This window comes from Corallococcus exercitus (genome assembly GCF_042231735.1).
GTDB classification, from domain to species: Bacteria; Myxococcota; Myxococcia; order Myxococcales; family Myxococcaceae; genus Corallococcus; species Corallococcus exercitus_B.
The window spans coordinates 134,443-156,078 of sequence record NZ_CP102577.1 but is presented as its reverse complement, the minus strand read 5'-3'; the positions used below and the strand labels follow the sequence as shown (position 1 = coordinate 156,078).

The following is a 21,636-nucleotide window of genomic DNA, read 5'->3' as shown; positions in this document are numbered from 1 at the left end:
CAGGCGATTCGCAAGAGAGGCGCCACACCGTGTTCGTCGACTTCTTCATCCGCAGGCCTGTCTTCGCCATCGTCTGCTCCATCATCCTGACGCTGGTGGGCGTCATCGCCATCCCGACGCTGCCCATCGCGCAGTATCCGGACCTGGCGCCGCCGCAAGTCACCGTCACCAGCACCTACGTCGGCGCGAGCGCCGAGGTGGTGGAGTCCGCCGTCACCATCCCGTTGGAGCAGGAGCTCAACGGCGTGGAGGACATGCGCTACATCACCTCCACCAGCAGCAACGACGGCACCAGCACCATCACCGTCACCTTCGCCCCCACGCGCAACATCGAGGTGGCGGCGGTGGACGTGCAGAACCGCGTGAGCCGCGCCGCGGCCCGCCTGCCCGCGCAGGTGAACCAGACGGGCATCGTGGTGAACAAGGCCTCCAGCCAGATGCTGCTGACGGTGGGCCTGTCCTCCCCGGACAACCGCTACGACGCGAAGTTCCTCTCCAACTACGCGGACGTGAACCTCAAGGACGCCATCAAGCGCGTCCGGGGCGTGGGCGAGGTGCGCATCTTCGGTGAGCGCAAGTTCTCCATGCGCCTGTGGCTGGACCCCTCGGAGCTGGCCCGGCGCAACATGACGCCGCAGGACGTGGTGCGCGCCCTCCAGGAGCAGAACCTCCAGGTGGCCGCCGGCCAGGTGGGCCAGCCGCCCTCCAGCGACGCGCAGCCGTATCAGATCGCCGTGCGCGCCCGGGGCCGCCTGGTGGAGCCGGAGGAGTTCGGCGACATCGTCCTCATGCGCAACAACGACGGCCGCGCCGTCACGGTGAAGGACGTGGGCCGCGTGGAGCTGGGCGCGGAGAACTACAGCACCCTGCTCCGCTTCAACGGCCGCACCGGCGTGGGTCTGGCCATCTTCCAGCTGCCCACCGCCAACGCGCTGGACGTGCGCGACGGCGTCATCAAGGAACTGGACCGGCTGGCGCAGGCCTTCCCGCCGGGCCTGGAGTACCGCACCGGTACGGACACCACGCTCGCGGTGCGCGCCTCCGTCAACGAGGTGGTCCACACGCTGATTGAAGCCATCGTGCTCGTCATCCTGGTCATCTTCCTGTTCCTGCACGGGTGGCGCAGCGTGCTCATCACCGCGCTCACCCTGCCGGTGTCGCTCGTGGGCACGTTCGCGTTCGTCTACCTGATGGGCTTCTCCATCAACACCCTCACCCTCTTCGGCCTCACCCTGGCCACGGGCCTCGTCGTGGACGACGCCATCGTGGTCATCGAGAACATCGAGCGCCTGATGGCGGAGCGCGGGCTCAAGCCGTTCCAGGCGGCGCGCGAGGGCATGAAGGAGGTGGCCGGCGCGGTGGTGGCCATCTCCGTGGTGCTGGTGGCGGTGTTCATCCCGGTGGCCCTCTTCCCGGGCACCACGGGCTCCATCTACCGGCAGTTCGCGCTCACCATCGCCGCGTCGGTGGCCCTGTCCACCTTCTGCGCGCTGACGCTCACGCCCGCGCTGTCCGCGCGGCTGCTCAAGCACCACCACGGCCCCAAGTGGATCTTCTTCCGCAAGGTGGACCAGGTGCTGGACTGGACGCGCGACACCTACGGCAGGGGCCTGCGCAAGCTGCTGGCGCACCCCCTCCTCGTGCTGGTCGCGTTCCTCGCCTGCATCGGCGCCACGGTGATGCTGTTCCGCTCGGCGCCCACGGGCTTCATCCCGGACGAGGACCAGGGCTACGTCATCATCTCCGTGCAGGGGCCGGAGGGCATGTCCCTCACCCAGACGGAGAAGGTGCTCCAGGAGGTGGAGGCGGTGCTCAAGGCCCAGCCGGAGGTGAACGTGATGTTCGCCATCGGTGGCTTCTCCCCCAGCGGCAACGGGTCCAACTACGCCACCGTCTTCACGGCCCTCAAGCCGTGGGAGGAGCGCACGGGCAAGGACCAGTCCGTGGCCGCGCTGGTGGAGCGGCTGCGCGGGCCGCTGGGCAAGATTGGCAGCGCGCGCGTCATCCCCTTCCAGCCCCCGGCCATCCGCGGCGTGGGCAGCGTGGGCGGCTTCCAGTTCATCGTGGAGGACGTCGCCGGCAACCACTCGCTGGAGGACCTGGCCAACGCCACGCAGGAGATGGTGCAGAAGGGCAACGAGGAGGGCCGCCTGCGCGGCGTCTTCACCCCCTTCAACGCCAACACGCCCATCCTGGACGTGGAGGTGGACCGCCAGAAGGCCAAGGCGCTGGGCGTGCCCATCGAGCAGATCTTCGGCGTGATGCAGCTCTACATGGGCAGCCAGTACGTCAACGACTTCAACTACGCCAGCCGCACCTACCGCGTGTACGTCCAGGCCGAGCAGCAGTTCCGCGACAGCCCCCAGGACATCGGTTCGTTCTACGCGCGCACGGAGACCGGGGACATGATTCCGCTGGAGTCGCTGGTGAAGGTGACGCCCATCGTCTCCGCGCAGGTCATCAAGCACTACAACCTGTTCCGCTCCGTGGAGATCAACGGCCAGGGCGCTCCCGGCGTGTCGTCCGGTCAGGCGCTGGAGGCCATGGAGCAGGTGGCCCAGGCGTCGCTGCCCCAGGGCATGTCGTCGGAGTGGACGGGCATCAGCCTGGAGCAGAAGGAGTCCGGCGGGCAGACGATGATCATCTTCGCCCTGGGCATCCTCTTCGTGTTCCTGGTGCTGGCGGCGCAGTACGAGAGCTTCAGCCTCCCGTTCGTCATCATCCTGTCGGTGCCGCTGGCCATCATGGGCGCCCTCGGGTTGCAGGTGGCGCGCGGCTTCGCCAACGACGTGTTCTGCCAGGTGGGTCTGGTGATGCTGGTGGGCCTGTCCTCCAAGAACGCCATCCTCATCGTGGAGTTCGCGGAGCAGCTGCGTGAGCAGGGCAAGAGCGCCCTGGAGGCGGTGGTGACGGCGGCCGAAGTCCGCCTGCGCCCCATCCTCATGACGTCCATCGCGTTCCTCCTGGGCGTCGTGCCGCTGATGACGGCGTCCGGCGCGGGCGCGGCGGCGCGCAACTCGCTGGGCACCGCGGTGTTCGGCGGCATGCTGGTGTCCACCATCGTCAACCTCATCTTCATCCCCGGCCTCTACATCCTCATGCAGAAGGTGCGTGGGGACGCGAAGCGGTCCAGCGGTGAGGAGGAGACGCCCACGCCGCACGAGCCGGCCCCGGCCCACGCGCCGTGAGCTGACACACCGAAGCACAGCGCTTCGAAAACAGACCGCCCTCCCCTTCCGGTACGCGAAGAGGAGGGCGGTGGTGTTTTCGGGGCCTGCCGCGTGCGTCAGATCTCGTGGGCGGTCTGCTCGTACACGAGGACGTGGCGGGACTCGGGCAGCAGGATGATGTTGAGCGTGCGCCAGTTGTCGCCGTTGGGGCCGGTGCTGAACTCGCGGAAGTAGCTCTTCACCTGCGCGTTCGCGCCGCTCTCGCCGTAGGTGTCGAGGATGGCCTGGTGCAGCGGCTGGAACTGGCTGTACATCCGCGACAGGAACGCCGCGTAGGTGTACGTGTCCGGCACGTCGTTGCGGTAGCCCTGGTACTCGCTGCGCGCGAGCACCGCCGCCGCGGCGGCGTCCAGCGACGCGGGCGTCGAGTACGGCCACGCGAAGTCATACCGGTCCAGGAACGAGTACATGTCCTCGCGGTACGCGTTGCCGCCGTTGAGCAGCGCCTGGAGGTTTCCCTCCAGGGGGAACGCCGCCAGCTTCACCGGGGTGTTGGCCGGCGCCGGGCTGGGGTTCGCCACGCACGCGCCGCCCACGCAGGAGGCCTGGAGGCGGTAGTTCTTGGCCAGGCCGTTGCTCCAGCCCACCACCACCAGGTACTCGCCCGCCGCGTCGAAGGTCGCGAGCGGAAGCTTGCTCAGCTCGCCGTAGCCGGAGTCGTCGTCCCCGTAGAGCGGGCGGTAGCCGTAGCCGTACTGCGTCTTCGGGCCGTACACGTAGAGGCCCGTGTCCACGCCCATGCCGGTGCCCAGGTGCGTCACCTCCAGCGCCACCTGCGTGTGCGCGGGAACGGTGAGCGTGTAGCCCTCGTAGTTCGCCGACGTGCCGGTGTTCCCCGTCACCGCGCTGCCCACGGAGAGGTTGCCCGCGATGTACAGGTAGTTGTCGAACGGCGTGGGCGGAGCCGGCACCAGCTGCTGCGTCGCCGTCGTCACCGTGTCGCCGGACTCGGGGGCCGGGGCCTGCTCCGGCTGGCCGCCACAGGCACCCATCAGGCCCACCGCGGACATGCCCAGCACCACGCTTCGCACTGCCGTTCCACGCTTCATCGCGTCCACCTTTTCAAGGAGGGCGAGTGGGGGAACCCGCCCTGGGAGTCAACCGCTCCCTGTGACAGCTTGAAGACAGGAACTCAAGTAACAGATGAAACACAGGCGCCCCCGGAGAGACATGTAACAGGGGCGCCTGTCTCGGCGTCTTAGAAGCTGGCGGTGGCGGTGATGCTGCCGCCGGCGGCCGGGGTGGTGACGGAGTTGTTGCTCCCGCCCTGCCACACGACGTTGCCGCTGCCGTCACGCTTCAGGCACTTCCACTGCACGGTGGTGTTCGCGGGCAGCGCGTAGGTGCCGCGCCAGGTGGGGTACGCGGTGGGGCTGAGAATCTTCGTGGTGGTGGGGCTCCAGCTGTCGAGCGCCGCGACGCTGCCGGTGACGTAGACGTTCTGGCCCATCACGGTCGTGCCGTTGTTGCACACGAACTCCACGTTGGCGGTGGTGGGGGGCGGCGTGGTGCCATTGGAGGTCCACACGGTGTAGTCGGTGCCGGAGGCGGCCTGCGTCCAGCCGGTGCCGGGGCTCCAGGCGCCGCTGCCGATCTTCATGGCCACCTTGCCGCCGATGATGGCCGCGTACAGGCCGCTCTCCGCGCGCTGGATGCTGACGGTGGACTCGGAGGTGAGGCCCGCGTTCTTGCGGATGTCCATCAGCGTCTTGATGGAGCTGCCCAGGCCCCAGTTGAAGTAGTGCGCCCAGTAGACGGTGGGGATGCCCGGGTGGGTGAGCACGTAGGCGTAGCCCTGCATCACCTTGGTGCACGGCACCGGCCAGTGGTTCTGCCCGTTGCCGCACGCCTCGCTGGGGCCGGTGTCGTGGTTGTCCACGAAGGTGACGTGGCGGCTGGCCCACCAGCCGATGCCGCCCGCGGGCTTGCCGTCGGCTGCCTTCAGGCGCGCGTAGTTGTTGTTGGTGAGCGCGTCGTTGAGCAGGCCCTTGGTGGCGAAGTCGAACGCGGCGCAGCTGCCCGTGGTCGCGTCCACCCAGTTGGTGATCTGCTGCTTCCAGTTGTTGGGGTTGTTCGCGTCGAAGTAGTTCGTCGGCCAGAACTCACCGACGCAGAACCACGGGTCCGTCGCGGTGACGTACTCCTTCACGTAGCTGCCCGCGAAGCCCTTCACGAAGTCGAACCGCCAGCCCGCGAAGCCCACGCCCTTCAGCCGCGTGTTCATCCACGTCTTCAGGTCCGCGCGCACGTTCGCCTGCGAGTGGTCCAGGTCGCGCGCCGCGGCGTAGCCCTCGCCGCTGTCGGCGTTGCCGCAGGCGCTCGGCCATTCATCGCCCGCGGCCACCGCGCTGCAACCGCCCCACGTCGGGTTGGTGAAGTCCGCCCAGTTGGCGGTGCCCACGCGGTGGTTCACCACGATGTCCGCGATGGGCTTCACGCCCTGCGCGTTGAGCGCGGCGAGCGCCTGGGTGAGCTCCGCTTCCGTGCCGTAGCTGGAGTTGAGCACGTTGAGCTGCCGGGGCAGGTAGCCCTGGGTGGACGCAGCGTCGGAGGGCGGCGGCAGCCAGATCATCGTGAAGCCCGCGGACTTCAGCGTGGCCGCGTTGTTCTTCACCGTGTTCCACCACCCGCCCGCGCTGGCGGAGTTCCAGTGGAAGCCCTGGATCATCACGTCGGTGCTGGCACCATCCAGCGGCTTGGCCACGGCGGGCGCGGCGGCGAACAGGCCGGCCGTGGAGACGACCAGCAGTCGGGTCTTCAACGTCATCGGGGGACCTCGGGGTTGGGGAGGAAGCGGGCGGCAAGCTAGTCCTGCCTTCCGACACGGACCAGGACTGCCCGTTGGAGGCAACCCTCCCACCCCGTGCAGCCCAGGGGACAGCGCGGTGCGTCGCGCTGTGCAGGACGCGGGAGCTGTCTAGAATCCCACCCTCCCTTTGTCCCCACCTGTAGGTGTCGCCCTTGATTGAACAAGAGACAGCCCTTCCCGCCACGGCGCCCGCCGAGGAAGCGCGTTGGTCCTGGCCCCCGCTGTTCGGCCTGCTGGAGGTGCAGTTCGGCGCCGCCGTGGGCTACCTGCAGACGGCGGTGCCGTACTGGCTGGCGAAGGACGGGATGCCGCTGGCGGAGATTGGCGTGCTGTCGGGCACGGCCTTCTCCCCGCACGCGTGGAAGCTGCTGTGGGTGCCGCTCATCGACCTGGGGCCGTGGCGCCGCGTCTGGTACGGCGTGAGCACGCTGCTCACCGCGGTGCTGATCCTCGCGTGCGCGGTGTTCCCGGAGCCCGCCCGGCACCTGGGCCTCTTCACGCTGCTGCTCACCGCGCTGCAGGCGGCGGCGACGACGGCGCACGCGGCGCTCAACGGGCTGATGGCCACGACGTCCAAGCCGGCCGACAAGGGGCGCACGGGCGGCTGGCAGATGGCGGGCAACGTGGGCTCCACCGCGCTCATGGGCGCGCTGGCCATCTTCCTCGCGAGCCGGTTCTCCCGGCAGGTGGCGGGCATCGTGCTCTCCACGCTGGTGCTGGCGAGCGGCGCGGGCATCTTCTGGATCACCGAGCGGCACGACCCCACGACGGCACCCACGGGGCCGCTGTTCCGGACGGCGGTGAACCGGGTGAAGAGCATCGTGGTGGACCTGGCGAAGACGGCGTTCAGCCGCGACGGGTTCATCATGCTCATCCTCTGCCTGGCACCGGTGAGCTGCGGCGCGCTCACCAACCTCTTCAGCGCGATGGCGGGCGCGTACCAGGTGCCGGAGCACACGGTGGAGCTGGTGAGCGGCCTGGGCATGGGCGTCACCGGCGCGGTGGGCTCGCTGCTGGGCGGCTGGCTGTCGGACCGGATGAACCGCAAGCTCGCGTACGCGCTGATGGGCGGCGCCACGGCGCTGTGTGCCTTCGCCATGGCGGCGGGGCCCATGACGACGAGCACGTTCATCTGGGGCTCGCTCGCGTACAGCCTGGCCAACGGCGCGGGCTTCGCGGCCTTCGCCGGCATGGTGCTGGAGATGGTGAGCGACGGCGCGGCGGTGACGACGAAGTACTCGCTCTTCGTCGCGGCCTCCAACTTCGCCATCAGCTACACGACGGCGCTGGACGGGCACGCGTCGGAGTTCCGGAACATCGGACCGCGCGCCACCATCGCGGCGGACGGCCTCATCACGCTGGTGGGCATCAGCATCGTGGCGCTCATCTTCGCGCTCTTCCTGCGCAAGAAGCCCGCCGCCGCCACCGCCACCGCGTGAGCGCCATGGCCCCCTCCTCCGTCGAGGTCGTCCCCTACCGGCCGGAGCTGCGTGAGCACTTCGAGCGGCTCAACCGGCAGTGGATTGAAAAGGACTTCCGCATCGAGGGCTCGGACGCGGCCTCGTTCGCGGATCCCCACGGCATGTTCGTGGCGCCGGGGGGCGAGGTGTTCTTCGCGCTCGTGGACGGGCAGGTGCTGGGCACGTGCGCGCTGAGGCGCGAGGACGCGGAGACGTTCGAGCTGTGCAAGATGGCGGTAGCCCCGGAGGCTCGGGGCCGCGACCTGGGCGACGCGCTGATGCGGGCCGCGCTGGCCACGGCCCGCGAGCGCGGCGCGAAGCGGATGTACCTCGTCACCAACAGCGCCCTGGGGCCCGCGCTGGGCCTGTACCGCAAGCATGGCTTCGTCGTGACGCGTAGCGGCCCGGAGGTATCGCGGGAGACCGGCTATTCGCGCGCGGACGTGGAGATGGCCGTCACGCTCTGACGGCAGCCTCCGTGCCAGCCCCGGCCCCGTGCTGGCCGGGGCCTCCGCCCGACGCGGCCCGAACCTGTCCGACAGTCGGACAGGTTCATGCGTCGCTGCCGGGAAGCCGCACGGGCACGCGCTGCACCACCTTCACGAAGGTGCCGGACGCGTGTTGTCGGGCGCCAGCAGGGAGAAGCGGGCGCCGGTGCCTCCGGACAGGCGCGGGAATGCAAGCCGCGAATCCAGACTGTCAACCATACGAGGCCTGGCTTGCCCTCGATGACAGGTCCGAGGGGACCCGCGACCGCGGTGCCAGTCATTTCAATCCCTCTCACCATTGACAGCCGAGCCACGCACGATGGGAGGATTTTGTCTGACAATCCCGGCCCACGGGACTGTCCACAAGGAGCGCTCATGTCCGCTGCTTCGTCGACTCCCAATTTCCAACATGGCTTTCCCACGCCCGGGCCCCAGTCCCCCACGGGGCAGCGGGTGATGGACCACGTCTTCTTCCTGTCCAACGCAGGGTGGAAGAAGGCCCGGGAGGAGAAGAAGTACGACCTGGTGATTGTCGGAACGGGCTTCTGCGCGCTCGCCGTCGCGCACCGCGCGCTGGAGCAGAACCCGCATTGCCGCATCCTGATGCTGGAGCGAGGCCCCTTCTTCCTGCCGGAACACTTCCAGAACCTGCCGCTGCCTTTCGTCGGAACGCTGGGCGGCCTGACGGAGACGTTCCCGTGGACGCTGGCGGCGTCCACGGCGAGCGGCGAGGATGGCACCGTCAGGTGGCAGCACGGCATGGTGCCCTTCTTCGGAGGGCGGTCCATCCAGTGGAGCGCGTGGTGCCCCCGCCCCAAGGGCCAGGAGCTGCAGGGGTGGCCGGCGCGCACCATCGCGGCGGCCGAGGAGAACTTCGCCCGCGCGGAGGCGCTGCTCCAGGTGCGGCCCGCGGACAAGGTGGACGCCCACCGGGGCCCGGAGGAGCTGAGCATCATCCAGCAGCAGCGGCCCGTGTACGGCGCCCTGCAGCTCACCGTCCAGCGCCTGCTGGAGCAGGGCCTGGGACAGGCGCCCGCCATGTACCGGACCGAACCGGCGCCGCTCGCCTCCGGCTCCCCGGACACGAACGGCATCGACTTCCAGAAGTATGCGACCCCCGGTCCCCTGCTCGATCTGGTGATGCATCAGCGGCAGTTGGACCTGGAGCACAAGGGCGCGCCGCTCGACATCGCCACGGAGTGCATCGTCGAAAGCATCGTGCAGCAGGATGGCAGGGCGACCGCGCTGGTGACCTCGCGCGGGGTGCTGCCGCTCAATGACGCGAAGCTCATCCTGGCCATGGGCACGCTCCCTCCGACGACGCTCGTGCGCAATTCCTTTCCCCACCTCAAGAATGTCGGGGAGCGCTTCTCCGCCCACTTCATCACCTCCATCGTCGCGCGAGTGCCCCGCGCGGACCTGGACCCCCGGGGGGAGCTCGGGAACCTGGAGCTGGGCGCGTGCTACGTCGCCGGCAAGGGACAGGACTGGTCCCAGCAGTTCCACATCCAGCTTTCGGCGCTGTCGGACCGAGCCCCCGAGCGCAACGCGGGCACCGCGCTGCGGTACATGCCGGACGTGGTGGCCACCGCCTCCATGGCGCAGCTCCAGTCCTCCAAGGAGTACGTGGTGTTCGTCTGCGCGGTGCTCGGCGAGCTGGACTACCGCAATCCGAACTCGTGGTTCCGGGCGAACGGCGCGGACGCGGACCCCACGACCAACTCATTGCTCCGGGTGACGGAGAACGAGTCCGACCAGCACACCTGGGACGTGATGGACCAGAGCACCTTCGAGGTCCTGGAGAAGATACTCAGCCCGAAGGGACCGGACCGGGTGCAGTACTGGCACGGCCTTCCCGACGCGGGGACCTGGACCTCCAACCGCCCGGAACAGAAGGAGCGGCGGGTGGACGCCCTCGTGCACGAGAGCTCGACGCTCCACATTGGCGAGGACGACAGCGCGCCGGTCACCCTGGACTACCTGCTGAGGGGAACGAAGAACGTCTACGTCACCGGAGGCGCCCTCTGGCCGCAGGGCGGCTCCTGGAACCCGACCATGACCATGGTGGCCCTGGCCATGGACCTCGCGGCCCGGCTGGTCCCGAAGTACCACGGCCCCGCGCCAGCCCCCTGACGCGGCGGCCCGCCCCCACCGCGCGGAAGGACTCCTGCCTTCCGCGCGGTTTCGGGCGCCGTTCTTCAGGGCGTGAGCATGCCCAGCTTGGGCGCGGGCAGCTCCACGGACAGCTCCTGGGTGAGGCCGTCGGCGGCGTGGAAGCCCTTGCCGCTCACCTCGCCCGCGCGGAACAGGGCCCAGCTCTGGAGGCCGCGCTGGAAGGAGCGCGTCATGTGCCACAGCTCCAGGCCGCTGTTGGCGACGAAGAGGTACAGCGTCCGCTTCGGGTTCCAGGGGTTGGGCAGCGCCATGGCCAGGCCGTCATCCGCGCGGCCGTACGTCTTGCCCTGCCACCGGAAGTAGCGCCGGCCCAGCTCCACCGGCAGCTTCTTCTCCGCCGCCAGGCGCGCCAGCAGCCCGTTGTCCTCCAGACCACCGAAGACGACGAGGTCGCGGTCCGCCAGCTCCGCGTCCGTCACCTCCGCGTCCGGCTTGAGCGGGGCCAGCCGCTCCGGGGACGCGTCCGCCAGCTGCTCGCGGTAGTTCGTCGCCAGCGTGCGCATGGACTCCACCTGGCGCGCGGAGCCGTAGACGAAGAGGAGCTTCTCCCAGTCGTCCAGGGTGTTGGACAGGGTCTGGTAGCGCTCGCGGGCCACGGGGATGTCGTTGCCCGCGTTGAACACCACGCGCACCGGCCGGTCCGCGACCTTCACGGTGAAGGTGTCGCTGGCGCCCTTCACCTCCACGCGCTCCAGCACGCTGCCCTTCTCCGTCTGCACCTCCACCAGCGTGGCGAAGCGCCAGGGCGTGCCGGACTGGTCCACCTTCAGCGTGACTTCGTAGCCCTCCTTCGCCTTCTGGGCGCGCGTGGTGAGGCGCGGCGCGGGCAGCCCCCCGCGCGCCACCCACTGCTTCACGAGCGGGCCCACGTCCTGGCCCGCGGCCTCCGAGGCGGTGCGGATGAAGTCCTGCGTGGTGAGCTTCTTGTTGGCGAACTTCCCGTGCACCGCGTCCATCACCTTGGCGAACTTCGCGTTGCCCAGGGTCAGCCGCAGCTGGTGCAAGAGGTACGTGCCCTTGATGCGCGGCACCGCGTACGCGCCGTAGCGGCCGTAGTCCGTGCGCGCGGCGGTGGGCACCACGTCGCCCTCGCGGGCGGTGATGTACAGGTAGCGGGCGTTGAGCTCCGCGAGCGCGTCGCGCTGGGCGTCGAAGGCCTTGGCGAGGTCATCCCCCTCCGGCAGGTCCCGGAGCTGGGTCCAGTACGCGGCGGACCCGCTGCCGAACCAGTTGTCCGCGTCCGTCGCGGGGAACACCGTGTTGGCCCAGAGCTTCTTCTCGTCGAAGCGGAGCGCGTCCTTCACGCGGGCGAAGTCGCGCTGGGGCTTGTCCGCCTTGGGCTCCGGCTTCTGCTTCGCCTTGGCGGCCTTGAGCTTGTCCGCCACGTAGATGGGGCTGAAGGCGGTGTAGCCCAGGGACAGGTGCGGCGTGGCGCCCGGCAGGTCCGGAATCCAGCGGCTGCCCACCATCTTCTCGCGCAGCGTCGTCTTGCCGTAGTGCGCGAGGAACATCAGCTTCTCCGTCATCTCCGACGTCGTGATTTTGCCGTCACACGCGTGGGGGCGGTTGATGGGGCTGGAGGCCATCATCCGCGTGGCGCTGTCCACGTCGAAGCCGCCCTTGCCGTACTTCGCGTAGGCCTCCTGGAAGGCGATGTCGCGGTTCCAGGTGTTGAAGGCCAGGTCCACCGGGGCGTTGCTCGCGTTGGGCACGGACTCCTTGCGCACCTCCGGGTCGCGGTTGTTGTTGTTGGCCCAGATGAAGTCCTTGAGGTTTCCGGGCGTGTCGGAGGGCTTGCCCTTGCTGCCGGTGCGCCACAGGCGCGTCTTCGCGGTGCCCAGGAGCAGGCACGCGCCCTCGTCCGTCTTGGTGTCCGCCAGCGTCCAGTCGTTGGTGTAGAGGCCGTTGTTGCGGTCCTTGAGGATGCGCTCCACGTCGTCGATGGAGTTCGCGTACTGCACGGCCTTGCGGATGCGGTTGCTCTGCGGGGTGCCGTCGATGTTGAAGGGCGTCTGGCCCACCGTCGTCTCACCGATGACGATGCCCGCGTCGTTGAGCATCCAGTCGGAGCCGCTGTGGATGCCGCCCGGGAAGGTCTGCATCACGAAGCGGTGGCCCTTGGTGGGCTGCACGTCCAGCACCACGTCCCAGTGGACGCCGGTGTAGCCGTTCCACATGAAGATCTGCCCCATGACGACGCGGCCGTCCTTCGTCGCGGACTTGGTGGCCACGAAGGACGAGCAGTGGTCGCCCTCCCCTGCCCGGCCGTTCTCGTCCTCGCCCTTGAGGAAGGTGCGGCCGGAGAGCGGGGACGCGGTGACGCGGTTGGCATCCTCCAGCTGGCCCAGGTCCACCGCGGAGTTGAGGGCGACGACGTCCAGGACGTCCAGGTCGCGCTCCTTGCCATCCGGGCCCTTGAACTTCGCGCCGCCCACGTTGGCGCCGTCGGCGATGCCCTTCATCTCCTCCAGGAACTCAGGGTCGAAGCGGCGCAGGAACAGCGAGTCCGCCAGCAGGCGCACCTGCGCCCAGCCCTTCGCGGCGTCCGCCTTGTCCTTCTGGATGCCCAGCTTCTCGATGTAGCGGACGATCTCCTGCGACACGAGCTCGCCGTACTGCCGGCCGCGCTCGTAGGGCTCGCCCTCGATGTGCACGTACACCCAGCCGCCGTCGTCGTAGCGGAAGCCCTTGCCGGCCCAGCGCACGCTCTCCATGGGGACGTACGCGGTGATGTCGTCCACCTCCTCCAGCTTCACGTCGTCGAACCACGCGGTGCCGGTGGCCTTGCCGTTGTGGCCCAGGTGCGCGCGCACGCGGTCACTGGACTGGGTGGCGAAGAACAGCACCTGCACCCGGCCGCTGGCGTCCGCGCCCTGCGGCGGCGAGCAGTTGGTGAAGGGAAAGCTCTGCATGGACAGACATGCGCCCAGCGCCGTGGGGTAGCGGGCCTGCGCGTCCGCCTGCACGCCCTTCGTGCGGACCCAGGCGGAGAGCCGGTAGAGGCGGCCCACCTGGAGCTTCACGGGCTCGGATGCGACGGTGGTCTCCGCGCCGCCCTGGGGGCTTTCAATGGCCAGGCTGCGGCTGCCCTCCGCCTTCGCGTCGCCGCGGGCGGACACCTTGCCCTGACCGGAGGCGGTCCAGCCCTGGGGCAGGCCGGTGGAGGCGGCGGCTTCGAAGCCGGCGTTGGGGACGGCGATGGGCGCGGGAGCGGCCCAGGCGGGGACCGCGGCGCAGGCGGCCAGCGTGGGCCAGAGCAGACGGGAGCGCTTCCACATCAGACGCAGGTGGGACATGGCTTGCTCATGGGAAGGAGGAACTGGGGTGCGGCATCCTGTCACGTCATACGCGGACGTGCCGCCACGCATTGCTCGCACCCGGCTGGCGGGCGTGTTAGGGAGCAGGGGTCGCACGCCACCTGACGTCTCCGATGGCGGTCCCCCCTCTCCCCGAGGCCGGACCGTAGGACGTCTCGGGTGGCGCTTGTTGTCGGCCCAGGGCCTCCCGACCTCCATCACAGGCCGTCGGGGTACACCCGCCGTGACAGACACTCCCAGCAAGACCGGGCTGCTTCGCGCTCCCATCCAGCACATCGACATCAAGGCCCTGGACGTGCGGCCCCTCGTGGAGGCCATGGGGCACATGGCCTTCCAGGCGCGCAACCTGAGCCGCGCCGCGGGGCTCTATGACGCCATGCTCCGTGACGAGAGGTGCGGCGTCATCCTCTGCCTCGCCGGCAGCCTGTTCTCCGCCGGCCTGAAGCAGGTGGTGGTGGACATGGTGCGTCACCGGATGGTGGACGCCATCGTCTCCACCGGGGCGCTCATCGTGGACCAGGACTTCTTCGAGGCCCTGGGCTTCCGCCACTACAAGGGCCGCGCGGACGCGGACGACAACGCGCTGCGCGAGCTGCACATCGACCGCATCTACGACACGTACATCGACGAGGACGAGCTGCGCGAGTGCGACGCCACCATCGCGCGCATCGCGGCGGAGCTGGAGCCGCGCCCGTACTCGTCGCGCGAGTTCATCGGGGAGATGGGCCGCTACCTGGTGAAGCACGGCAAGACGCGCGACAGCGTGGTGCTGGCGGCGCATGAAATGGGCGTGCCCATCTTCGTCCCGGCGTTCAGCGACTGCTCGGCGGGGTTCGGGCTGGTGCACCACCAGTGGCACCGCGCGGGGAAGCCCCAGGTGTCCATCGACAGCGCGAGGGACTTCCTGGAGCTGACGAAGTGCCGGCTGCGGATGGAGGACTCGGGGTTGTTCATGGTGGGCGGCGGCGTGCCGAAGAACTTCGCCCAGGACATCGTGGTGGCGGCGGACTTCGTGGAGCAGCCGGTGGCCATGCACAAGTACGCGGTGCAGCTCACGGTGGCGGACGAGCGTGACGGCGCGCTGTCCGGCTCCACGCTGCGCGAGGCCAGCAGCTGGGGCAAGGTGTCCACCGTGCACGAGCAGATGGTGTACGGAGAGGCCACGGTGACGATGCCGCTGGTGGTGGGCGCCGCCTTCCACGGGCGTGGCTGGGAGCAGCGGCCGGAGCGCAGGCTCGTGGACGCCTGCGGGTAGCGGGAGTGCTCTTCCCGCGCCCCGGGGGTCTTCCGGGGCGCGGGTCCGAATTCGACCGCAAGGCGCGGAGTGCTGGCCTGGATGCCGGGGGTTAGGTTTCGCCTCGTGGACATCGAAGGGAGGCAGTGCATGGCGACGAAGACGGAAGCCCTCGCGGCGGCGACGGTGGGTGACCCGCGCTGGGCGGCGGTCGTCGCTCGGGATGCGGCGGCGGATGGGCGCTTCTTCTATTCCGTGCGGACGACGGGCGTGTACTGCCGGCCGTCGTGTGGTGCGAGGACGCCCCGGCCGGAGAACGTGGAGTTCCACGCGTCGGTGGCGGCGGCGGAGCAGGCGGGGTTTCGCGCGTGCATGCGCTGCAAGCCGGGGGAGCCCTCGCTCGCCGTGAAGCACGCGGACCGGGTGGCCGAGCTGTGCCGCTTCATCCAGGCGTCCGAGGAGATGCCGAGCCTGGAGCAACTGGCGGAGCGCGCGGGGCTGTCGCCGTATCACCTGCACCGCGTGTTCAAGGCCGTGACGGGCCTGACGCCCAAGGGGTACGCGGCGGCGCAGCGGGCGGAGCGGATCCGCACGGGCCTGACGAAGCGTGGCTCCGTCACCGAAGCCATCTACGACGCCGGGTTCAACTCCAGCGGCCGCTTCTACGAAACCTCCAGCCAGGTCCTGGGCATGACGCCGACGAACTTCCGCGCCGGGGGCGCGAACACGGAGATCCGCTTCGCCATCGCGGAGTGCTCGCTGGGGCCCATCCTCGTGGCCACAAGCGACCGGGGCGTGTGCGCCATCCTGATGGGGGATGATCCGGACGCACTGGCGAAGGACCTCCAGGACCGCTTCCCGCAGGCGACGCTGGTGGGCGGGGACGCGACGTTCGAGCAGCTGGTGGCGAAGGTCGTGGGCTTCGTGGAGGCGCCGGGTGTGGGGCTGGACCTGCCGCTGGACGTGCGGGGCACGGCGTTCCAGCAGCGCGTGTGGCAGGCGCTGCGGGAGATTCCGGCCGGGAAGACGGCGAGCTACACGGACATCGCGGAGCGGATTGGTTCACCGAAGTCGGTGCGCGCGGTGGCCCAGGCGTGCGGCGCGAACGCGCTGGCGGTGGTGATTCCCTGCCACCGGGTGGTGCGCAACGACGGAGCGCTGTCTGGCTATCGCTGGGGCGTGGAGCGCAAGCGCACGCTGCTGGACCGCGAGGCGGAGGCCTCCAGGCGAGAAGGGCTCAAGCGGGGGGCCCAGGGATGAGCGCACGGCGCGGCGGTGCGCTCGCGGTCCGTTCCGTGGCGGGAGTCCCGGCGCGGGTGCGAGTGGTGGACTGGGAGGCAACGGGCCGGGAGCTGGATGCCCGTGGGTGCGCGGTGCTGGAGCACCTGCTCACGCCCGATGAGTGTGAGGCCTTGGCGCTGCTCTACGACGTGGAGGACGCCTTCCGCAGCCGCGTGGTGATGGCAAGACACGGCTTCGGCCGGGGTGAATACAAATACTTCGACCATCCGCTGCCGGAGGTCGTGACGGAGCTGCGCACGGCGCTGTACCCGTGCCTCGCGCCCGTCGCGAACCGCTGGAACACGGCCATGGGCATCGACGTGCGGTATCCGGACGCGCACGCGGACTTCCTCGCGCGCTGCCACGAAGCCGGACAGGTGCGGCCCACTCCCCTGCTCCTGCGCTACGGCGTGGACGACTACAACTGCCTGCACCAGGACCTGTATGGCGAGCACGTCTTCCCGCTCCAGGTGGCCCTTCTCCTCTCCGAACCCGGCCGGGACTTCACAGGCGGCGAGTTCGTGCTGACGGAGCAGCGCCCCCGAATGCAGTCACGCGCGGAGGTCGTCTCCCTGCGTCAGGGAGACGCAGTCGTCTTCGCGGTGCATCATCGCCCTGTCCAGGGCACGCGAGGCCCCTACCGCGTCAACCTGCGGCACGGTGTCAGCCGCGTGCGCTCAGGCCTGAGGCACACGATGGGCATCATTTTCCATGATGCGACGTAGCCCCTGACATTGGACACACATCAACGATCGGGGCCATTCCCACCCATACAAAGGGATCTTGATTTGAATGCCTGGGATTGTCCATTCTGAGGAAAGGGCGAAAATCAGGCATCTGACGGTTCAGACCAGCGCCCTCTCTCACCCATCGGAGAATCCAATGAAGCGGATAGGGATGGTCATCGCGCTGTTCGTTTGTGTGAACGCAGCCCCCCAAGCTCGAGCCGCCGCCATGAAGCCAGCGGCGCTGCGCGAACGCATCAGCGTGTCGCTGGCCGCCGACAAGCGCGAGGTGGCGCTGACCCTGGCGAAGCAGGACCCGGTGCTGCGAAAGGCTCTCGCTTCCCGCTTGAGCGGCGAGCAGCTCGCGGTGGACCTGAAGCAGTGGCTGAGCACCGTGCCGGCCCCGGCTTCCGTCACGAGCGTGGCGGAGCGAGCGGACCTGAGCATCCGTCGGCTCAAGGGCATCGATCGTGAGCTCGACAGCCTGCTGCAGCTTCGTCTGGCCAGCGCGTCCATGCTGACGGCATTGCAGCAAGGCGTTGAACCCCTCTACGCGTACGAACCGGATGGCGATGATTCCCAGTGGCGATTCATCGAGGCCTTCGATGGCCTTGGCCGCGTGCACCGCCTCGACGTGCACCGCATGCCCGGCCAGCCGGTGTTGGTGGTGGACATCGACGCGCGCAGGGACCTGGCCGCCGGCATCAAGCTGATGCGCGAGCAGCTCGTGGCCCTCGGGCAACGTCCCCTGCCCGTTCTGGACACGGCCGCCGCGGTGACCAGCACTCCGGTGACGATCCTCGACCGCATCTACCTGAACAACGACGAGGAGCCGTGGATCTCCGGTAACGCGGAGGTCTATGCCATCGTCAATGGTGTCGACCCCAGCCGTGACGCGCCGCAGTTGGATATCGTCGACATGCCCTATCTGGACACGGACGGCAGGATCTACGCCCCGAACCAGGTCCTGATCTTCTGGGAGCGTTACCGCTGGGCCGCGGCGAACGTCATCCTCATGGAGCACGACGACAACACCAGCTACCAGGAGCTGGTGAGCTACCTGTTCAATGTCGCAAGCCAGATCCTGACCGCCATCGGCCAGCCGGAGATCGGCGCCCTGGTGGCCCTGGGCAGCGGGCTGGTGGATCGCATGCCGGGTGAATGGTTCACCAACGACGACGACTATGTCGATTCGTTCTACACCCTGGAGAAGAACCAGACCTACACCAACTACAGCGGAGCACGCGGCAACGCGGTGGTGTCTCTCAGGCCGTACGCGCTCGCGAGCCAGTAGCAGCGGCCGCGGGGGGGCGAGGCGGCTCTGCTCGACCCCTCCGTTCTAGGCGCTCCGGGCGCGCACGTCCTGTGATGCCTGAGCCGTCCGGGCGACGAGCTTTCCGGTGACGCCCTTGGGCAGCACCACGCCGAAGAAGAAGCCCTCCTCGAAGGGATCCGTCGAATCGAGCTGGACCTTCACGCGGGAGGCAATCGTCGTCAGCGCTGTCTTCAGGAACACCATCGCGAAGTCCGCGCCCACGCAGGCTCGCGGCCCCCTTCCGAACGGGAAGAAGTAGCCGCTCCCCAGGGGGTCCCTCGCCGCGCCCCCGTCCAGCCAGCGCTCCGGCTTGAACGTGTCCGGGTCCTCCCAGTGCTTCGGGTCGCGGTGCAGGTGCTGGTTCGAGATCATGATCATCGACCCCGCCGGCAACGTGACGCCGGCCAGCTGCGCGTCCTTCGACGGCGTGCGCGTCATCACCCGGACCGCCGGCAGGATGCGCAGCGCCTCGTAGGCCACGGCCTCCGCCCACTTCGCGCCCTCCAGCTTCCCGGACGTCAGCGGGCCGTCGGCCACCAGCGAGGCTGCCTCGGCCACAAGGCGCGCTTCGGCCTGGGGATACTTGTTGAGCTGGTGGAACGCCCCCACCAGCGTGACGCTGGAGGAGAACGCACCGCCGAAATAGGTGCCCCCGAGCATGTGCGCCAGCACCTGATCATCAATGCCCGGCGTCTCCCGCAGGTAGCGCGACATGAGGTCCATGGCACGCGGGTCCTGGCGCTTGCGCGCCTCGCGGATGCGGTCCACGAAGTGCCCGTAGAAGCGCGCCTTCACCGCCTCGAAGTCCTTGGGCGGCTTCACGAACTTCAGGGGCAGCTTCGACTGGATTCGCGCGTCCGCCGCCCGCGCGAGCAGCATGAAGTCCTCGAACACCTGATCCGACAGCTTCTCCCCCACCTGAGCCACCGAGAACGCGTCGAACGTCAGCCGGCGCAGCACGGGCGCGAGGTCGTCGATGCGCTCTTGCTTCAGCAGTGCATCCAGGGACTCGGAGATGGACGCCTGCATGGGGCCCACCAGGTCCGCCAGCGCCTCCGGAGCCCACGACTGCGCGGAGGGCTCCAGGGCGCGCTTCTGCACCCAGTCCCCGCGCAGCTCCGCCGTGAACGCCGTGTCGTCCGTCGTCGAGGGGCGGATCTGCTCGCTGATGTTCCCCTTCTCGAACTCCATCCGGCGCGGGGACTCGTAGACCTCCGCGATGAGCGCCGGGTCGTTGAGCACCAGCCCGGGGTTGGGCCCCATCCAGATGAGGGTGACGCCGCCGTACTCGCGGCCGTAGCGCGCGCAGACGTCCCAGGGAGACGCCCCCAGGAAGTCCCCGGCGGTGCCGAGGATTCCCGGCTGGGGACCGGGCAGCGACGCGAACGGCTTGCGCTTCGCTCCGAAGAACAGGTTGAAGATGCCGCGAGAAAGAGCGTTGGGCACGGACGGAGTCTCCTGACGGCGCTAGACGGTGATGCCGCAGGGGATGCGGTCGGCCTGCAGGACGGTGTACGGCACCGCGCTCTTCGCGTTGCGCGCCTTCACGGCCTCGCTCTGCGCGCGCAGGCGGGAGTGGAAGCGGTCGCGGATGGCGAGCAGCTCCGGCTCCTGGAAGTAGTCCTCGCGCCAGCCGCCCTCGTGGAGGAGGTACTCCTCGTCCTCCCCGAAGCTGGACAGCGCGCGGCCCACGGCCACCTGCCAGAGCATCTGCGTCTTGGAAGGAATCATCGCGTCGAGGTCCTTCTCCCCCAGGACACCCTTCTTGCGCGGAGGCGCCTGGCGCATGCACAGGGGCGCGTTGGGCACGAAGGCGTAGTGCTCGTACTGGAGGTAGTTCACCGCCGCGTGCTGGACGCTGACCGTGAAGAGCACCGTGGTGAGGATGTCGGTGAGGTCGGAGACGCGCTTCAACTCCGCGCAGGGCAGCTTCTCCACGGACATGCCGTGCTCGGTGAGGTCCTTCCACCAGCGCTGCATGTCGGTGTCGCGCACCAGGTCCTCGTCCGACTTGTAGAAATGCCCCAGCACCCCGCCGACGTACTCCTCCAGCGCCTCCCACAGGGGCAGCGAGTCGTCGCGGTACGGGTAGTGCGGGAGCACCGCCGGGTCGAGCACGCCACGGCGCTCGATGTCCGGGCGCGGCTTGTTGTCCGCGAGCGTCCAGGCCTTGTAGCCCTTCTTGCCCAGGAACACGTGTCCCTGGTCGGGGCCGCCGGTGGCGATGAGGTCGTCGAACACGCCGCCCGCCGCGAGCAGCCCCTTCCGGGCGCCATCGTTGATGGCGAGCGTGTAGCGGAAGTGGCGGCGCAGCAGCTTGTAGACCGGGTGCGGGTCCGGAAGGTTGCGCATCGTCGCCATCACGAACGGCTCGGCGATGAAGTGGGTCCTGAGCGCGTGGCCCACCATCTGGTGCGTGTTGCCCTCGCTGCACCGGACGTAGATCTTCGCGGCCAGCCAGTCGTGCGGACTGTCATTGGGCGTGAACACCGGATCCAGCTCCGGGTCGCGGCCCAGCTGGATGGCGATGGGCCGCAGCTGCCGCGTGTCATCCAGGTACAGCAGGCAGCGGGACGCGGGCGCCCACCGGCGCTCCTCGACGCCGTCCTTGTCGGTCTTCTTGAACATGGGCACGTCGCCCAGGATCTCGAAGTCGAGCAGGAAGACGCGCTTGCCGGCCAGCGCCTGCTGGAGCGTCGTGCCCGGAGACAGCAGCCCGCGCAGCTCACCGTCCGTGAGGGGCATGCCCTCCGGCAGCGCGGTGATGGACTGGATGTGGACGGGGCTGATGCCCTGCACGGCCTGCCGGGCGAACTCCGCGTCGTCCTGCCAGCGCTTCGCGAGCGTGGGCAGCTCGAGGCCCTTGAAGAAGTCGAAGATGTCCACGAGGCCGTTCCACGCCTTGCTCAGCACGGGCATGTGCAGCTTGATGGCCGCGAGCGTCTTCGCGATGACGACCTCGTAGCTGCCGTCCACGAGGCCCCGGTAGAGCTCGTCCTTCGGCAGCGGCCGCTCCTCCGAGATGTCGAGCGCCCCGGGCAGCCCGGCGGTCGCCTCCGCGGGGCGCCAGGGATACATGCGCTGGCGGGCCAGGAGCAGGTCGTTGCGGGCCACCTGCTCCCGCTCGTGCCGGACCTGCTGGGGCAGCCGCGCGGTGCCCTCGAGGACCTCGGCGGAGGTCTTGCCCAGGACCCAGCGGTAGTACGGGAAGAACCAGTGCCTCCCCGTCGTGGTGACGGTCACCGAGTCGAGGAGCCAGTCGCCTCCGACGCCGCCGCCCGCGTTGGAGAACCGGAGCAGGAGCAGGTCGCCCAGGTCCTCGGCCTTGACGGTGTAGGCATCCACCGCGCCGGCCTCGAAGTCATTGTGGAAGCGCTTGTCCAGCAGGTACGGCTGGCTCTCGCCCTTCGTACCCACCAGGACCACGGAGATGGCCGAGTTGGTTCCCGCGCCGAGCTTCGAGCTCGTGCGAATCGTCAGCGTGTAATCGGTACTCATGGAATCTCCCACTAGCACGAGGCGCGGAAGGTACGCCGGTGGAAGCAGGGCGGACAATGTGGGGAGGCGCCACGGCTCATGCGGAGCAGGTGACGAGAGCGGGC

At 69.1% G+C, this 21,636-nt stretch carries 13 protein-coding genes; 8 read left to right on the top strand and 5 right to left on the bottom strand.

The features are described 5' to 3' along the window. Nucleotides 1–29: 29 nt before the first annotated feature. A complete protein-coding gene (locus tag NR792_RS00690; RefSeq protein WP_375758143.1) occupies nucleotides 30–3,188 on the top strand; it encodes an efflux RND transporter permease subunit in 3,159 nt (1,052 codons plus the stop codon). Nucleotides 3,189–3,286: 98 nt separating this feature from the next. On the opposite strand, the gene NR792_RS00685 is transcribed toward NR792_RS00690, so the two are convergent. Then, the gene (locus NR792_RS00685) at nucleotides 3,287–4,279 is read right to left on the bottom strand and encodes a hypothetical protein (protein WP_375758142.1); all 993 of its coding nucleotides are present in this window, start codon (nucleotides 4,277–4,279) and stop codon (nucleotides 3,287–3,289) included. A gap of 149 nt (nucleotides 4,280–4,428) precedes the next feature. After that, nucleotides 4,429–5,997: a glucan 1,4-alpha-maltotetraohydrolase domain-containing protein gene (locus NR792_RS00680; protein ID WP_375758141.1), complete on the bottom strand. Its 1,569-nt coding sequence runs from the start codon at nucleotides 5,995–5,997 to the stop codon at nucleotides 4,429–4,431. A 194-nt stretch (nucleotides 5,998–6,191) separates the two neighbouring features. On the opposite strand from NR792_RS00680, the gene NR792_RS00675 reads away from it, so the two are divergent. The 3 genes from NR792_RS00675 to NR792_RS00665 all read left to right on the top strand — a co-directional run bounded on the left by NR792_RS00675 (nucleotide 6,192) and on the right by NR792_RS00665 (nucleotide 10,120). Continuing rightward, a complete protein-coding gene (locus NR792_RS00675) occupies nucleotides 6,192–7,478 on the top strand; it encodes an MFS transporter (RefSeq protein WP_375758140.1) in 1,287 nt (428 codons plus the stop codon). Nucleotides 7,479–7,483: 5 nt separating this feature from the next. Beyond that, nucleotides 7,484–7,966 carry a GNAT family N-acetyltransferase gene (locus NR792_RS00670; RefSeq protein WP_375758139.1) on the top strand — a complete coding sequence of 161 codons (483 nt, stop codon included), beginning with the start codon at nucleotides 7,484–7,486 and terminating at the stop codon, nucleotides 7,964–7,966. A gap of 396 nt (nucleotides 7,967–8,362) precedes the next feature. Beyond that, nucleotides 8,363–10,120 carry a GMC oxidoreductase gene (locus NR792_RS00665; protein WP_375758138.1) on the top strand — a complete coding sequence of 586 codons (1,758 nt, stop codon included), beginning with the start codon at nucleotides 8,363–8,365 and terminating at the stop codon, nucleotides 10,118–10,120. A 65-nt stretch (nucleotides 10,121–10,185) separates the two neighbouring features. On the opposite strand, the gene NR792_RS00660 is transcribed toward NR792_RS00665, so the two are convergent. After that, a complete protein-coding gene (locus NR792_RS00660) occupies nucleotides 10,186–13,458 on the bottom strand; it encodes a C45 family autoproteolytic acyltransferase/hydolase (protein ID WP_375758137.1) in 3,273 nt (1,090 codons plus the stop codon). Nucleotides 13,459–13,702: 244 nt separating this feature from the next. On the opposite strand from NR792_RS00660, the gene NR792_RS00655 reads away from it, so the two are divergent. The 4 genes from NR792_RS00655 to NR792_RS00640 all read left to right on the top strand — a co-directional run bounded on the left by NR792_RS00655 (nucleotide 13,703) and on the right by NR792_RS00640 (nucleotide 18,013). Further along, nucleotides 13,703–14,734, top strand: a complete 1,032-nt coding sequence (locus NR792_RS00655; protein WP_375758136.1) for a deoxyhypusine synthase — start codon at nucleotides 13,703–13,705, stop codon at nucleotides 14,732–14,734. Between the two features lie 129 nt (nucleotides 14,735–14,863). Beyond that, nucleotides 14,864–15,973, top strand: coding sequence for a bifunctional DNA-binding transcriptional regulator/O6-methylguanine-DNA methyltransferase Ada (ada, locus tag NR792_RS00650; protein WP_375758135.1), 1,110 nt, complete (start codon nucleotides 14,864–14,866; stop codon nucleotides 15,971–15,973). After that, on the top strand, nucleotides 15,970–16,719 hold the full coding sequence (locus NR792_RS00645; RefSeq protein ID WP_375758134.1) for a 2OG-Fe(II) oxygenase: 750 nt from the start codon (nucleotides 15,970–15,972) through the stop codon (nucleotides 16,717–16,719). Before ada ends, NR792_RS00645 begins: the two co-directional genes overlap by 4 nt. A 172-nt stretch (nucleotides 16,720–16,891) precedes the next feature. Then, nucleotides 16,892–18,013: a DUF3103 domain-containing protein gene (locus tag NR792_RS00640; RefSeq protein WP_375758133.1), complete on the top strand. Its 1,122-nt coding sequence runs from the start codon at nucleotides 16,892–16,894 to the stop codon at nucleotides 18,011–18,013. Between the two features lie 45 nt (nucleotides 18,014–18,058). Here NR792_RS00640 and NR792_RS00635 read toward each other — a convergent pair whose 3' ends face one another. Next, a complete protein-coding gene (locus tag NR792_RS00635; RefSeq protein WP_375758132.1) occupies nucleotides 18,059–19,480 on the bottom strand; it encodes a cytochrome P450 in 1,422 nt (473 codons plus the stop codon). A gap of 21 nt (nucleotides 19,481–19,501) precedes the next feature. After that, complete coding sequence (locus NR792_RS00630; RefSeq protein ID WP_375758131.1) at nucleotides 19,502–21,532, bottom strand: lipoxygenase family protein; 2,031 nt, start codon at nucleotides 21,530–21,532, stop codon at nucleotides 19,502–19,504. Nucleotides 21,533–21,636 lie beyond the last annotated feature (104 nt).

Excerpts from the sequence above, each read along its gene's own strand:
- NR792_RS00640 (WP_375758133.1), top strand. The coding sequence starts at position 16,892 with ATGGTCATCGCGCTGTTCGTTTGTGTGAACGCAGCCCCCCAAGCTCGA.
- ada (WP_375758135.1), top strand. The coding sequence starts at position 14,864 with ATGGCGACGAAGACGGAAGCCCTCGCGGCGGCGACGGTGGGTGACCCG.
- NR792_RS00645 (WP_375758134.1), top strand. The coding sequence starts at position 15,970 with ATGAGCGCACGGCGCGGCGGTGCGCTCGCGGTCCGTTCCGTGGCGGGA.
- NR792_RS00630 (WP_375758131.1), bottom strand. The coding sequence starts at position 21,532 with ATGAGTACCGATTACACGCTGACGATTCGCACGAGCTCGAAGCTCGGC.
- NR792_RS00660 (WP_375758137.1), bottom strand. The coding sequence starts at position 13,458 with ATGTCCCACCTGCGTCTGATGTGGAAGCGCTCCCGTCTGCTCTGGCCC.
- NR792_RS00665 (WP_375758138.1), top strand. The coding sequence starts at position 8,363 with ATGTCCGCTGCTTCGTCGACTCCCAATTTCCAACATGGCTTTCCCACG.
- NR792_RS00680 (WP_375758141.1), bottom strand. The coding sequence starts at position 5,997 with ATGACGTTGAAGACCCGACTGCTGGTCGTCTCCACGGCCGGCCTGTTC.
- NR792_RS00670 (WP_375758139.1), top strand. The coding sequence starts at position 7,484 with ATGGCCCCCTCCTCCGTCGAGGTCGTCCCCTACCGGCCGGAGCTGCGT.
- NR792_RS00685 (WP_375758142.1), bottom strand. The coding sequence starts at position 4,279 with ATGAAGCGTGGAACGGCAGTGCGAAGCGTGGTGCTGGGCATGTCCGCG.